The following is a 15,165-nucleotide window of genomic DNA, read 5'->3' on the forward strand; positions in this document are numbered from 1 at the left end:
TTGGGGTCATGCGCATATTGGTGGTGGAAGACGATGCCCTGTTGGGTGATGCGATTCAGGCGGGGCTGCAACAGGATGGTCATGCGGTCGACTGGGTGCGCGATGGTTTACAAGCTGATCATGCATTGGCTACCGAAGCTTATGCGGCAGTGGTGTTGGATCTGGGTTTGCCAGGGTTATCGGGGCTGGACGTGTTGCAACGCTTACGCCAACGTCAATCCACGTTACCCGTGTTAATCCTGACGGCGCGTGATACGGTGGAAGACCGTATTCAGGGCTTGGATCAAGGTGCGGATGATTACCTCGTGAAACCGTTTGATATGGGTGAGCTGTTTGCACGGTTACGCGCCCTGATTCGCCGCGCTAATGGTCACGCTACCCCGGTGTTGTGTGTGGGTGAGGTAGAACTTGATCCGGCTGGGCATCAGGTCAGGTATCGCGGGGAACTGGTGGAGTTGGCTTCCCGCGAATTCACGGTGTTGCAAGCACTGATGCTGAATGCAGGCAGGGTGTTGTCTCGCGCCCAACTCGAAGACAAACTCTATGCGTGGGGGCAAGAAGTTGAAAGCAATACGGTGGAAGTCCACATCCATCACCTGCGCCGCAAGCTTTACCCCGGATTGGTCGAAACCATCCGTGGTGTCGGTTACTTAATTCCTCGTGCGAAGGCGGTGTGAGATGTCATTACGGCAACGTTTATTGTTGTTGGTATTAGCGGCAGTAACGTTGGTGTGGATGGGGGCAGCGACTTTCACGTATTACGATGCCCAGCACGAACTCAATGAAGTGTTAGATGCACACTTAGAGCAATCAGCCACGCTGTTGATTGCGCAATCTGCCCACGAATTAGAAGACGATGATGATGAGAAACACGCGCCATTGTTACACAAGTATTCCCGTCGCGTGGCTTTCCAGGTCTGGGAAGAGGGTAGCGAACTAAAACTGCATTCCGCCAATGCACCGGCTGTGCCGTTCGCGGGTAATGAACAAGGTTTCAGTGATTCATTCATCGACGGGCAACATTGGCGCGTGTTTAGTAAGTGGGATCGTTCCGGGGAATTGCTCATCCATGTGGCGGAATTGGTCGAAATGCGCGATGAATTGGCGCGTGACATTACCGGCAGACTGTTACTCCCGCTATTGCTAACCTTACCGGTTCTCGCGGGTTTGCTGTGGTGGATAGTCGCGGTAAGCCTGCGCCCCTTAGTGAAGTTGACGCAAGCTGTTGCCAGTCGCCAACCAGATAATCTTGCACCTTTGACGGTGGTAGCCCCACGCGAAGTGATGCCGCTGATTGAACGCCTCAATCACTTGTTTGCCCGTACCAGTAAACTGATCGAAAACGAACGCCGCTTTACGGCTGATGCCGCCCACGAATTACGCACCCCCGTTGCTGCGATCAAAGCCCAAGTGCAGGTGGCGCAAGGTGCAACCACACCCTTGGAACGCAAGCGGGCATTGGATAATGCGATTCACGGCTGTAATCGCGCCACGCATTTAATCGGGCAGTTATTGACGTTAGCGCGTTTGGAACATGCCGATACCCAGCTATTGCAAGATTGCTCGTTACGCAGTTTAGCAGCGAGTGTCATCGCGGATATTGCCCCGCAAGCAGTGGAGTCGGGGATTCAATTGGCGTTGTTGGAGGGTGATGACATCCATGTGCGCGGTTTACCTGCATTATTGCAAGTGCTGTTACGTAACTTATTGGATAACGCAGTGCGTTACACACCCGCAGGTACGCAAGTCCAAGTCACTATCGGGCAACAAGCGGGCAAACCGTTTCTGCAAGTCAGTGACGATGGGCAAGGTTTGCCCGCAGCGGAACTGGCGAAAATTTCCCAACGCTTTTACCGCGCTCTCGGTACATCGGTTAGCGGGAGCGGCTTGGGCTTATCCATTGTGCAACGTATCGCCGAAATTCATCAGGCGCAGGTTCAGGTGACTTCGGTTGAAGGACAGGGTTTGGGTGTTGTTGTCACTTTTTAGTCAGATAACGAGTGTTATGGGACAAATAGCCTATATGATTTGACTATACGCAATTGCTATTCAATGTATTATTTGACCGATGCAAGTAATTAATGACCCCAATAAACTTGCCACTTCGACCATGATACCAGCGAGGGAAACCCCATGAAACGATTGTTGATTATCACAACAGTATGCTTACTGTTGCCTGCTTTTGCCTATGCAAACCCCGCCACACTTAATCACCCCGGACGTACACTTGCCGCCAACTGTTTCCAATGCCACGGTACTGATGGCTACGGCATGGAACATCTGGCAGGTGAAAGAGTTTCCGAAATTGTCGATGAATTACAGGAAATGCAGTTTGAACCTGCCCGCAAGGACATTATGGCTGTCCACGCGCAGGCTTACACCGCTGAAGAGATCAAGTTGATCGCTGACTATTTTTCTAAACAACCAAAATAACCGGGGCGCAATATGCAACGCAGAGACTTTTTACACTATCTCAGTGCTGGTGCTGCACTGGGGATGATGGCTCCGTTTGGTAATCTTCTTGCGGCGACGGGCCCCACCATGCCAGGTAATACCGGCGCGAATGGTCGAGTTGTCGTTATTGGCGGTGGCATGGCAGGCACGACTGTCGCTAAGTATTTACGCTTGTGGGGCGGAACGGGGGTGCAAGTCACGCTGGTTGAGCCAAATCCCACCTATATTTCCAATATTTTCAGTAACAAAGTGCTGACTGGTGAACGTACTTTGACGCAGTTGTCGTACAAGTACGGCACATTGACCAGCAAGTATGGCGTTAAACTCATCACTAAATCCGTGGTGGCTATTGATCCGACAGGTCAGCAAGTGCTGCTCAACGATGGGAGCAAATTGCTCTATGACCGTTTGGTGATTGCGCCGGGAATTGATTTTGATGCGTTACCGATGTCAGGCACTGCTGCTGCTCAAGCCAAGGTGGTACATGCGTGGAAAGCAGGGGTGCAAACCACTTCTTTGCAATCCCAGATTAAGGCCATGACCAAAACGGATACATTCATCCTGACCATTCCGGCGAAGCCTTACCGTTGCCCGCCGGGGCCGTATGAGCGTGCTTGTGTGGTGGCTGATTATTTGACGCGCACTGCAAAAACCAAGGGCGCGAAAGTACTGGTGTTGGATGCCAATCCCGGTATTCAAGCCGAAGTGGAAAACTTCACATATGCCTTCAAAACGATTCACAAAAACATTACATACGTTCCAAATGCAGTCATCAGCAGCATTGACGCTACTACCAGTATCAGCAAGGTTAACACTAGCGTAGGTAGTTTCTCCGGCAAGGTTGTTAATGCCATTCCGCCGCATAAAGCAGGCAAAATCATTACCGATAACCCACTACTTGCCAGTGTTGGCGGGCGTTGGGCTGGGGTAAATGTATTGAGCTATGAATCTAATACTGTACCTAACATTCACGTTATCGGTGATGCTGCTGCAACTACCCAGCCAAAAGCAGGGCACATTGCTAATGCTGAAGCTAAAGTGTGTGCGGATGCGATTGTGCATTTGTTACGTGGCGAAGCGGTTAACCCGTCTCCCATGACCAATTCCGCCTGTTACACGCCGATTACCAACACAACGGCTTCTTGGCTGTCCGTGGTTTATCGCTATGATCCTGCAACAGGCACGATGTTGCCAACAGGTAATGGTGTTACGGAATCCAGTGGTATCAATAAAGATAACCACGAAGAAATGCTCAAATGGTTCAGTAATTTGATGTCTGATACCTTCGCTTAAAAAGCCAACGGAGGCATGACCATCATGTCTCCGTTTTCCCTATAGGTCATTCCACCTACATGGCTTTACGTATTCATCCCCATTTTCCCACGCTTATAACATCTGTCTGATAGGGACGTTTGTTCGCTTGTTGTGGCTTGTGTCGGAGACTAGATTGCTTTGCATGAACTTCGCCACAGTTTGACAAGGAACAAATTTGATGTTGTCTTTATACCTACGTGAGAATGACCTGGCGACGGCAAAGCTGAGCTTTCAAAGTCGTCGGGTTGCCAAAATCAGCCATATTAGCCCCAAGACCATTGATATAACCGGTAATCTCGATCCTAACCGTGCAAAGGTAGAACGTTTCATTAAAGGGGTGTTTCATGAAGCTTATCATGCAGACATCAGCATCCATTATCCCTACCTAATCAGCGTTAGTAATGAAGTGGGAGAAATCCTAGCGGCGGCAGGTTTTCGTTACGCGCATAAAGAAGCGTTGTTTCTGGAACAATACACCAGCACCCCGATTGAGCAGGAACTGAGCGTTTTATACGGCAAATCCGTTACTCGGCGCGATATTGTGGAAATCGGTAGCCTTGCCTCTATGGGTAGCGGCGCATCCGTATTTTTGTACGCCGCATTAGCGTCTTATTTGGCATTTAAACAAATTCAATACACGGTAGTGACGGGTACACAGGATTTATACCGCCATTTGAAAATGTTGGGTCTGCAACCGCAAACTGTGTGTGACGCTAAACAAACACAATTACAGTCCGATAATGACGATTGGGGCAGCTATTACGCTACTTGCCCTTGTGTCCTCACAGGTTCGGTAGCACGTGGGGTGGAAAGCTTACATCGTACCTTGGGTTCGGTATACGAAAACCAAATGCCCCTGCGTTACCACACGGGGATGCTTTCATGAGTATGTTGCTGGTAAAGCTGGGGCAACATGCACATAACCTGTCAGAACGTATTGCCTTGACCGACGGTAATCATCAGATCACCTACGCTGAATTGCCCAACCGCATTGCGGAAAAGGCAGCGCAGATTCAAAGCAAACAGTGCCGTGTTATTGGTATTCAATTAGATAACAGTGCGGACTGGGTTCTGTGGGATTTGGCGACAGTAGCAGCAGGTATTATCTGCGTACCGTTGCCTGCTTTTTTTACGCAACAGCAAACCCAACACGTTATCCGTAGTGCAGGTATTGATCATCTTGTGACCGCGCAGGGTTTGATTCCCAGCGGATTGCGGGATACGGTGGATTTGCCGCAAGGTACAGGCAAAATCACCTTTACCTCCGGGACGACGGGTACGCCCAAAGGGGTGTGTTTGTCGCAGCAAGACTTGGAACAGGTTGTACAAAGTTTGGTAACAGTGATTGGTGCTGATTATGCATCCGACCACCTGGCCATCTTACCATTGGCTATTTTGCTGGAAAATGTGGCTGGGGTGTATTCGGCGTTATTCGCAGGTGCAACTTGTCATGTTTATAGTCTTGCGAAAATCGGTATGAGCAATCCGTTTCAGCCCGATTTCCAACAATTAGCATTGAATCTGACCGCCAAGCGCATTAGTTCCGCGATTCTCGTGCCTGAATTGTTACGGGGTCTAACGTATACGCTAATGCAGGCCGAAGTTAGGTTACCGGATCTGAAATTTTTAGCGGTGGGCGGTGCTAAGGTTGCGCCGGAATTGCTATGTCAGGCTCAGGCTGTCGGCTTACCTGTTTATGAAGGTTACGGTTTAAGCGAATGCGCTTCTGTGGTCGCACTAAATACACCTGCGCAAGCGTTGACCGGGGCAGTGGGTAAAGTACTGCCACACATTGAGCTCTCCTGCGAGGAGGGTGAGATTCTAATTCATAACCCAGCATTTCTTGGCTATTTAGGATCAGCTCATCATGGCAAGTTTGCCACTGGCGATCTTGGCTACGTGGATGCCGATGGCTTTCTGCATATTTCAGGCCGCAAGAAAAATCTATTGATTACCTCATTCGGGCGTAATGTCTCACCGGAATGGGTGGAAAGTGCCTTACTCAGCCAACCCGAAATCGCTCAAGCAGTCGTGTTTGGCGATGCGCAACCGTATTTGACTGCCTTACTTGTCCCACTAAGTCCGCAAGTCGATTTGAATCAGGCCGTGCAGCGGGCAAACCACCATTTGCCAGAATATGCCCGCATCCAAGTGTTTCATCCAACTGCGCCTTTTACCTTGGCGGATGGAACCTTAACCGGCAATGGTCGCCCGCGTCGCGAAGTCATTGCCAAGCAATATCACCATTTACTTTGTGAAGGAAAATAAGCATGAATTTTTACGAGCAACTCGTGCAAGCCACTGAATCTGAACGTCAAGTCTTATACCGCGTACCGCAATTGATCAGTGCTTTGAGCGGGGAAATCAGTGTTGACACTTACCGCGCTTATCTGACACAAGCCTATCACCACGTTAGGCATACCATCCGTTTCCTGATGGCTATGGGAGTGCAGCTGCCAGAAGAGAAAAAATGGCTACACGCGGTCATTGCCGAATACATCAACGAAGAGCAAGGTCATGAGGAATGGATTCTAAATGACATCGAAGCAGCAGGGGGCGATAAGGAGGTTGCCCGCCGTTCTATTCCTCATCTCGAAACGCAAGTGCTGGTGGCCTACAACTACGATTACATTAACCGCCACAATCCGGTGGGTTTTCTGGGTATGGTATTTATGCTGGAAAGCACCTCCATCCGACTTGCTACTCAAGGTGCAAATACTATCCAGCTTGCATTGGGTTTGCCTGCGACGGCGTTCACCTACTTGCAATCGCACGGAACGCTGGACATCAGCCACATGGAATTTTTCCGGCAGTTAGTTAACCGGATAGATGATGCAGCAGATCAAGCAGCGATTATTGAAGTTGCTCGCAATACCTTTCGGCTGTTTGCCAATGTGTTGCAGAGTATCCCGATGAATGCGGAGGTTAAATATGCCGCTTAACGGGAAACGCATTGTTCTTACTGGCGGCAATGGCGGCATTGGTGCGTTATTGGCCTCGCTGTTGCGGATGCAAGGTGCGCATGTCCTGATTATCGACCGGACTGCTGGCGATAATACACGTGTTACCAATCTCGCGGATACGGATGAACTGGATGCCTTATGTGAAACATTACGGCTGCATCAGGTTGATATTCTCATCAATTTAGCAGGCTTGATGTATTTCGGACATTTCCCTGAACAGCCAGCCGCACATCTCAGTACCATGCTGATCGTTAACCTTGAAGTGCCGATACGCTTAGCACAAGCCGTTATTCCCGGCATGTTAGAACGTGGGGAGGGGCAAATTGTTAACATTGGCTCGGTGTTCGGCGCGTTAGCATTCCCGCATTTTGTTACTTATTCTGCAACGAAAGCCGGTTTGAAAGGTTTTTCCGAAGCCCTGCGGCGTGAATACGCAGGCAAGGGTATTAGCGTTACCCATGTTTCCCCACGCGCGGTCAAGACCCCGCTGAACAATGCTGCGATTGAGGAATTACATCGCCGTACCAAGGTGATTAATGACTCACCAGAGCACGTAGCTCAAATTATTGTCGATGCCATTGTGCATAAGCGCAAGCATGTGGCGATTGGTCAGCCGGAAAGTTTTTTCATGCGCCTGAATGCGGTACTACCCGGTTTGGTTGACCGCGCGTTGGTAAGCAAGCGCGACATTGCTGACGAGATCATTGAATTTTACAAAGTGTAATTATACGGAGCGATTGATATGAAACTTACCAGAACCTTATTGGGTTTGTGTCTGATAGCAGTAACGACTTTTTCAACACTTGCTCATGCAGCCGGTGATGTCGCGGAATTACAGCAAGAATGGGCGCGGATCAAATACCAGCTATCTGGCAAAGATGCCAAATTACAAGCCATTCACGCACTGGAAGAAACAGCAGCACAAGCCGTTGCTGCTAATCCGAACAGTGCGGAACTCCTGATTTGGCAGGGGATTATTCTGGCGACGGATGCGGGCATTGTGAAAGGTATGTCCGCGTTAGGGAATGTTAAACAAGCCAAAGCCTTATTTGAGAAATCATTGCAACTTAATCCGACGGCATTGGATGGTTCGGCGCAAGCTTCATTGGGATCATTGTATTACCAAGTACCGGGTTGGCCTGTGGCATTTGGGGACGATACTAAGGCTGAGGAGCATCTGAAAGCGGCGTTGAAAATTAACCCGAATAGTATTGACGCCAACTATTTCTACGGTGATTTTCTGTTGCAAGCTAAGCGTTATGATGAAGCGGTTACTTATCTGAATGCGGCGTTAAATGCCCCAGATCGTCCCGGTAGGCAGGTGGCTGATACGGGTCGTCGTCAGGAAATCAAGCAGGCTTTAGCCAAAGCACAAAAGTAAACTGCCACTTCTGATCGTCAGTCAACGCGGAACGGGGGCAAACACTGCCCTCCGTTTTCACGTGATTCAGTGGTTTTAATCCATCAACTCCAGCCGATCCGCAAGCTTATCCAACGCCGCCTGAGCGCAGGCTGCATCTTTATCACCGCCGGGCGCACCACTGACTCCCACTGCACCCAGTAATGAGCCGCCGCTTTCGATTTCCAAACCGCCTTCCAGCATAGTGATGCCGTCGACTTCGTTCATTTCGTCTTTAATGTCGGCGCGGCTGCTACGGAACTCACCAGAATTGACCCCAGACATAATCACTGCGTTGGCTTTTTCCTCGGCAATTTGCAGGGCAAAGCGCGGGGTGAGGGTGTCACGCAAGACCGCTTGCACCGCTGCACTGCGATCAACCACGACGGCTACTACATTGTAACCTTGAGCGCGGCACGCCAGCACGGATTCACGCGCAATGTCTAAAGCCAATTCCATGCCGATTTGTTTGACTGCAAGCATGTCAGGGGCTTTGGCTGCGTCTTTGCTGTCTTCAGCGTATGTGCTGTTTAAACCGAGTAGTAATACCGCCACCGTAGCGATTTTTGTGTATTGTGTGATGTTCATGATGCCTCCTTAGTAATCATTACACCGCTTGCATTAACATCCGCGTATCCGCGCTTTCCACTGCGACCACCGTGCCGCGTAACGAGTTTGGCATGGCTTCGGTAATGCGAATGTCGACAAATTTGCCAATTAAACGCGGATGTCCATCAAAATTAACCACGCGGTTATTTTCGGTGCGTCCGGCTAGTTGCTCGTGTTTACGGGCGGGGCGTTCTACCAATACGCGCTGAACCGTACCGACCATGCTTGCGCTAATCGCGTGGGTTTGCTCAAGAATGCGCTGTTGTAAGCGTTGTAATCGCGCTTTTTTGACCTCCATCGGCACATCATCAGGTAAGTTTGCCGCAGGTGTGCCGGGGCGTGCGCTGTAAATGAAGCTGAAACTGTTGTCGTAACCCAAGTCTTCGATAAGTTTCATGGTGGCTTCAAAATCATCATCCGTTTCACCGGGGAAGCCGATAATGAAATCGGAAGACATGCATAAATCAGGGCGAATCTTGAGCAGTTTGCGAATCTTGGATTTGTATTCCAGCACCATGTGATTGCGTTTCATCGCCGCCAAAATCCGGTCGGAACCGCTTTGTACCGGCAAATGCAAGTGGCTCACTAATTCCGGTACATCCGCATACACTTGAATCAGACTGTCGTTGAATTCATTAGGGTGCGACGTGGTGTAACGAATCCGGTCAATGCCATCCACCGCCGCCACATAAGTAATCAGCAACGCAAGGTCAGCAATCGAGCCGTCGTGCATTTTACCGCGATACGCATTGACGTTTTGCCCCAGTAAATTGACCTCACGTACCCCTTGTGCTGCGAGCTGTGCCACTTCTGCCAGCACATCATCAAACGGGCGCGAAATTTCTTCGCCACGGGTATAAGGCACAACGCAAAACGTGCAATATTTGCTGCAACCTTCCATCACGGATACGAAAGCGGTAGGGCCGTCGGCGCGAGGTTCGGGCAAATTGTCGAATTTTTCGATTTCGGGGAACGACACATCGACCACGGGGGCGTGATCGGTGCGGACTTGGCGAATCATTTCCGGCAAACGATGCAAGGTTTGCGGCCCGAATACCACGTCAACCACCGGAGCGCGGGTGCGCAGCGCGTCACCTTCTTGGCTGGCGACACAACCACCCACGCCAATAACCACGTGCGGGCGTTTGTCTTTGATCTTTTTCCAGCGTCCCAGTTGCGAAAAGACCTTTTCCTGCGCCTTTTCACGGATCGAGCAGGTGTTCATCAGCAACACGTCCGCCTGTTCCGGGTCGTCGGTGAGTTCCATACCTTGTGCGTGGTGGAGTACGTCCAGCATTTTTGCGGAATCGTACTCGTTCATTTGGCATCCGTGGGTTTCGATAAAGATTTTGCCAGCCATCGTATCCGTCATATTGAGCATTGAAACGCGCCATTGTATACCGTGTACAGCGGCTTAACAAAAACCCGTGCGAGTGCAGTTGCTTAAATACTGCACGAATGGTCGGTTTTTGAGAAAAATCGTCTAAACTCCACCTATATGCCCAATAGTGTCAGGAATTTACTGTTTGATAACGCGGAGGTTATTATGAAAAAACCCTTGTTGATGGCTGCTTCAGTGTTAGCCGTATCTTTACTAACGGTCGGTGTGAGCATCCAACCTGTGCAGGCGGCTGATGTCGTCGTTTATTCAGTGCGTGGGGTAACGGCTGGGCAGTTTTTGAATATGCGCTCTGGTGCGGGTACGAACAATTCGCTAGTGACTAAGATTCCTGCGAATGCTACGGGTGTCGTGGCTACCGGCGAAGAAAAGCGGGTGGGTAACACCACTTGGGCAAAAGTGTATTGGGCAGGCAAGGGCGGTTGGGTGAGCAAAACTTACCTCACTACCAGCACCAATTTACCGCCAACGCAACCTAGCCCACAACCGCCAGCATCAGCGGGTGGCATAGTCATGCAATGTTCTGGTACTGAACCGTTTTGGGGTATGACGATTGCCGAGCGTGATTTGAAAGTCGATATGATGGACGGCCCTGATTACACCGTGCCAGTTACGTTCCGCCAGACTTCTGCCAACGATCAAACCATCGCCGTTATTGCGGGTGCAAGTGGCGTTAATACTACGCAGGCATTTTTGCAGAAAGTGGAAGCGTGCAGCGACGGTATGTCAGACGTGAAATACCCTTATGCGATTACTGCGGTGATCAATAACCGTAAAGTGTATTCGGGTTGCTGTAAGGTTCAGCGTTAAGCGCAATCGCCAGCTTTAGCCTCTTGCGGGGTATCCCGCAAGGGGTAAAAAATAGCCGTTACCCGCTCGTCTTTCCTCGTATCCGCCGTGTTAATCCCAAAATATCATCAATAAAGGTGAACACCACCGGAATCACCAGCAAGCTCAAAAACGTCGAAGCAATCAACCCGCCGATTACCACAATTGCCATCGGTTGCCGGAAGCTAGGGTCAGCCGCCAGCCCCAATGCAGTCGGCATCATGCCTGCGCCCATTGCAATCGTGGTCATAACGATAGGTCTTGCACGTTTGTGGCAAGCATCAAGCAGGGCTTCCACGCGACTTTTCTGGTCACGTTCCCGCGCCATCACTGCGTAATCCACCAGCAAAATTGAGTTTTTGGTGACGATCCCCATCAACATCAATAACCCAATGACCGCAGGCATTGAGAAACTGCTGCCCGTTACCAGCAAGGCTAAAAATGCCCCGCCCACCGATAGCGGTAAAGCTGCCAAAATCGTAATCGGTTGCAGGAAATCGTGGAACAGCAACACTAACACAATGTAAATCAACAGCACCCCAATTAACATCGCGCCCCCGAAACCGCCGAACAGTTCCGCCATACGTTCCGCATCGCCAGAGCTTTGGCGAATCACGCCGGGTGGCAGGGCTTGTAACGACGGTAATTTTTCCACCATCGTAGTTACTTGCCCCACGGGTAAACCGTTTAATTCCACGTCGATGCTGACATTGCGCATCCGGTCAAAGCGGTCAAGGCGTGCCGGGCCACTGCCTAATTGCACCTCCGCCACGGCTGCCAGCGGTACGGAACCATTGCGCCCCGGAATCCGCAATTGCCTTAACGTGTCGAGATCTGCCCGCATTGCTTCATCAAATTGCACCCGAATCGGCACTTGGCGTTGCGGTAAATTCAATTTCGGTAAACGTGTGGAAAAGTCCCCGCTGGTAGCAATCCGCACCACGCTACCCAAAGCTTCGGTACTCACCCCTAACTCAGCCGCGCGTGCGTAATTGGGGGTAATGTGAATTTCTGGGCGTTGTAAACTCGCCCCTGACACCACATTGCCAATACCTTGCAAGGTGCGCAAATCCCGTTCAGCACTTTGCGCAGTGCTTAATAGTAAATTGCCATCGTCGCTGGCTAACACCACCTGCATTTTATCGCCAGAACCACCAGAACCGACGGTGTAACGCACGCCGGGTAACGATTTCAGGGTCTGACGGATTTCCGCTTCCACCGCTGTTTGCTTACGGGAACGCTCCTCGCGGGTAGTGAGTTCTAGTGTCAGGGTGGCTTTGCGCACATCCGAGCCGCCGCCTTCACTGATTGGGCCGCTGCTGACCCCGCTGGCTGCACCAACCAAGGTGAATACTTGTTTCACATCGGGTAACGGCTCCAGCAATTTCCGCGCCTGTTCAGCAATCGCGTAAGTTTCTTCTAACGTGCTACCCGGTTGTAATTCCATTGTTACCGAGGTGAGTGCGGTATCTGCGGGCGGCACGAAACCTTTGGGCAATAACGGCACAATTTGCAAAGAAGCCACAAAAATTGCAATCGCCACCACCAGCGTAATAACACGGTGCTGTAAACACCAGCCCGCAGCTCGCATATAACGCTGCATAAACCAGCCGTCGACGACCGGTTTTTCCGGGTGCGGTTTGAGCCAGTAAGCCGCCATCATTGGGGTGAGTAGTCGTGCCACTGCCAGCGAGAAAAACACCGCGACCGCAGCGGTAATCCCAAACGATTTAAAGAATTTACCCGGCACACCGCCCATAAATGCGGTTGGTAAAAACACCGCCATCAGGGTAAACGTAGTGGCAATGACCGCTAAACCAATTTCATCAGCGGCCTCAATCGCGGCTTGTTTGGGCGTTTTACCCATGCGCAAATGCCGCTCAATGTTTTCCACTTCCACAATAGCATCATCGACCAATACCCCGACGACCAAGGCCAAAGCCAGTAAAGTGAGGATATTGAGGGAAAAACCGAAATATTGCATTGCAGCAAAAGTGGGGATAATCGCCAATGGTAAGGCTGCGGCGGATACCAACGTGGCGCGAAGATTCCCCAAGAACAAAAACACCACCAAAATAGCCAGTGCCGCACCTTCGTACAATAAGTGCATGGAGCCAGTGTAGTTAGCCTGAATCCGCTCAATGGTGTCGTAAGCTTCAGCAATCTGTACCTGCGGATGAGCGGTGGCAAATGTCGCCACCGTTGCCCGCACCCCGGCTACTACGTCGATTTCACTCGCACCCTTGACGCGGGTGATTTGGAACCCCACCACGGATTTGCCATCCAGCAGCGCGTGGGTAGAGCGTTCTGCTACAGTGTCTTTAATCTGTGCAATTTGATCCAACCGCACATGCCGTCCGTTGGATAGCGGAATTTCAATAGCACCGAGTTCAGCCGCTGTGCCGACTCGTCCCAAAGTGCGTACCGACTGAATTCCACCGCCGACATCTCCGCGTCCGCCGGGGGAATCTTGTTGCATTTGCCCTAAACGGCTGGAAACGTCAGCAGCGGTTACACCCATGCCCGCCATGAGTGCGGGGTTGAGGTCGATGCGGACTTCGCGATTGACACCGCCTACCCGCGAGACTTTACCCACGCCTTTGACTGCCATGACCTGACGGGTAATGTCGTTATCCACAAACCACGATAACGCCTCTTCATCCATGTTTTCAGAGGCGACAGTGAATGTAATTAACGCGCTGCCCGCCGTGGTTACTTTGGAAACCACCGGGTCATTCATTTGCGCGGGGAGGTTGGCACGAATGGTATCTACGGCATTGCGCACTTCGTTGAGGGCAATTTCCGTGTCTTTGTTAATGTCAAATTCTGTCGCAATACTTGCCGAACTGTCGGTCAAGGTGGTGCGGATGTGCTTAACCCCGGTAATGGTGGCAAGCTGATTTTCGATTTTGCGGGCAACTTCGCTTTCGAGTTGTTCCGGGTCTGCACCTTCCAGCGAGGCATTGACAATAACTGTCGGTAAATCAATGTCGGGGAAGTTTTGAATACCGAGTGCTTGAAAGCCTTTAACCCCTAAAAACGTCAGCAGCGCGAACAGTAAAATCGCCGGGACAGGGTTGCGGATTGACCATGCGGAAACGTTCATGGTTTAGCCCCAGTGACCACTTGCACGGTATCGCCGTCATTGAGGAAGCCGCCGCCGCTGGCAACTACTTGCGCAGTGGCATCCAGCCCGTCGGTAATTTCGGTTTGCCCTTGTAAGGTGCGCCCAGTTTTTACGAGGCGTTGATTGACACGATTTTCAGCACCCAGTGTAAACACGTAATGATTGCCGTCACGCAAAATCACCGCCGCTTGTGGCACGGTCAAGGCTTGGCTGGAACCTGTGCGAATTACGCCTGAGGCAAACATCCCCGCTTTAGCTGGGCTATCGGTTGGCAAACTGACATAAACAATGGCGTTGCGGGTGTTCGGGTCAAGTGTGGGGGCAATCATGCGCACTTCGCCTGTCACCGTTTCATCGCTGGGAAGCTTAAGTTCCGCGCTTTGTCCTGCTTGGATTTGCGAAACATCTGAGCCTGCGATTTCGGCTTTCCACTCCAGCTTATTCTGACGCACCATGCGGAACAGTTCCGTGCCGGTTTGTACAACCGCGCCTAAAGTCGCTGCGCGGCTGGCAATTACGCCGCTATCCGGGGCAACAATACGGGTTTGGTTAAGGCGGATTTGCTGGGCTTCGAGAGCGGCTTGTGCCACGGCTTCACCCGTTAAATATTGATCAATTTGTTGCGCAGGTAACGCGCCCGTGGTTTTCAGACGGCGGGCGCGTTCGGCATTGGCGCGTGCTTCGGCAAGGCTGGCTTGTTTTTGTGCGACATCCGCCAGCACTGCTGCTTGCGATAACTTAACGAGTTCCTGACCTTTTTTAACCTGATCGCCAACATCAACCAGCACCTCGGTAATCCTCAAGCCGCTGATTTCGGAGGCAATTACCGCTTCCTGCCAAGGCGCAAGTGTACCGCTGGCGGTAATTTGTGTTGCCCATTTCGCGTTTTGAGGGGTAGTCAATGTTACCGCTAACGCAGGGTTTGGGGTGTTAGGTTTGGCTTCATCCGCTGCCCAAGTGGCGGAGGAGAACAGCAAGCTAGTCGCTAGGGATAACGCTAAAACGGAGGGTATTTTCATCTTAAATGACTGCCAGTCAGTTGTTTAGGCACATCTTACCCGCGTGGAGTAGC

Annotated in this window: 14 protein-coding genes; 10 read left to right on the plus strand and 4 right to left on the minus strand. The window is 51.2% G+C overall.

Features of this window, described 5'->3' with window-relative positions; translation table 11 throughout:
* Positions 1–8 precede the first annotated feature (8 nt).
* The 9 genes from J9260_RS03430 to J9260_RS03470 all read left to right on the plus strand — a co-directional run bounded on the left by J9260_RS03430 (position 9) and on the right by J9260_RS03470 (position 8,112).
* Positions 9–677 (plus strand): response regulator, encoded by a 669-nt coding sequence (locus tag J9260_RS03430; RefSeq protein WP_210219659.1) that lies wholly within the window; start codon positions 9–11, stop codon positions 675–677.
* A 1-nt stretch (position 678) separates the two neighbouring features.
* Positions 679–1,989 (plus strand): ATP-binding protein, encoded by a 1,311-nt coding sequence (locus J9260_RS03435; RefSeq protein WP_210219660.1) that lies wholly within the window; start codon positions 679–681, stop codon positions 1,987–1,989.
* Positions 1,990–2,133: 144 nt separating this feature from the next.
* The gene (locus tag J9260_RS03440) at positions 2,134–2,433 is read left to right on the plus strand and encodes a c-type cytochrome (protein ID WP_210219661.1); all 300 of its coding nucleotides are present in this window, start codon (positions 2,134–2,136) and stop codon (positions 2,431–2,433) included.
* Between the two features lie 12 nt (positions 2,434–2,445).
* A complete protein-coding gene (locus tag J9260_RS03445) occupies positions 2,446–3,747 on the plus strand; it encodes an NAD(P)/FAD-dependent oxidoreductase (protein ID WP_210219662.1) in 1,302 nt (433 codons plus the stop codon).
* A gap of 199 nt (positions 3,748–3,946) precedes the next feature.
* Positions 3,947–4,654, plus strand: coding sequence for a thermostable hemolysin (locus tag J9260_RS03450; RefSeq protein WP_210219663.1), 708 nt, complete (start codon positions 3,947–3,949; stop codon positions 4,652–4,654).
* A complete protein-coding gene (locus tag J9260_RS03455; protein ID WP_210219664.1) occupies positions 4,651–6,036 on the plus strand; it encodes an AMP-binding protein in 1,386 nt (461 codons plus the stop codon). Before J9260_RS03450 ends, J9260_RS03455 begins: the two co-directional genes overlap by 4 nt.
* Before the next feature lie 2 nt (positions 6,037–6,038).
* Positions 6,039–6,710: an iron-containing redox enzyme family protein gene (locus J9260_RS03460; protein WP_210219665.1), complete on the plus strand. Its 672-nt coding sequence runs from the start codon at positions 6,039–6,041 to the stop codon at positions 6,708–6,710.
* Positions 6,700–7,455 (plus strand): SDR family NAD(P)-dependent oxidoreductase, encoded by a 756-nt coding sequence (locus J9260_RS03465; protein WP_210219666.1) that lies wholly within the window; start codon positions 6,700–6,702, stop codon positions 7,453–7,455. Before J9260_RS03460 ends, J9260_RS03465 begins: the two co-directional genes overlap by 11 nt.
* A gap of 18 nt (positions 7,456–7,473) precedes the next feature.
* Complete coding sequence (locus J9260_RS03470; RefSeq protein ID WP_210219667.1) at positions 7,474–8,112, plus strand: tetratricopeptide repeat protein; 639 nt, start codon at positions 7,474–7,476, stop codon at positions 8,110–8,112.
* Positions 8,113–8,187: 75 nt separating this feature from the next.
* Here J9260_RS03470 and J9260_RS03475 read toward each other — a convergent pair whose 3' ends face one another.
* A complete protein-coding gene (locus J9260_RS03475) occupies positions 8,188–8,718 on the minus strand; it encodes a GlcG/HbpS family heme-binding protein (protein ID WP_210219668.1) in 531 nt (176 codons plus the stop codon).
* 19 nt (positions 8,719–8,737) lie between these two features.
* On the minus strand, positions 8,738–10,099 hold the full coding sequence (miaB, locus tag J9260_RS03480) for a tRNA (N6-isopentenyl adenosine(37)-C2)-methylthiotransferase MiaB (RefSeq protein ID WP_210220703.1): 1,362 nt from the start codon (positions 10,097–10,099) through the stop codon (positions 8,738–8,740).
* A 186-nt stretch (positions 10,100–10,285) separates the two neighbouring features.
* On the opposite strand from miaB, the gene J9260_RS03485 reads away from it, so the two are divergent.
* Complete coding sequence (locus J9260_RS03485; protein WP_210219669.1) at positions 10,286–10,948, plus strand: SH3 domain-containing protein; 663 nt, start codon at positions 10,286–10,288, stop codon at positions 10,946–10,948.
* A 58-nt stretch (positions 10,949–11,006) separates the two neighbouring features.
* Here J9260_RS03485 and J9260_RS03490 read toward each other — a convergent pair whose 3' ends face one another.
* Positions 11,007–14,072: an efflux RND transporter permease subunit gene (locus tag J9260_RS03490; protein ID WP_210219670.1), complete on the minus strand. Its 3,066-nt coding sequence runs from the start codon at positions 14,070–14,072 to the stop codon at positions 11,007–11,009.
* On the minus strand, positions 14,069–15,112 hold the full coding sequence (locus J9260_RS03495; protein WP_210219671.1) for an efflux RND transporter periplasmic adaptor subunit: 1,044 nt from the start codon (positions 15,110–15,112) through the stop codon (positions 14,069–14,071). Before J9260_RS03495 ends, J9260_RS03490 begins: the two co-directional genes overlap by 4 nt.
* Positions 15,113–15,165: the final 53 nt, after the last annotated feature.

The sequence above is a fragment of the Thiothrix unzii genome (assembly GCF_017901175.1).
Taxonomy (GTDB): Bacteria; Pseudomonadota; Gammaproteobacteria; order Thiotrichales; family Thiotrichaceae; genus Thiothrix; species Thiothrix unzii.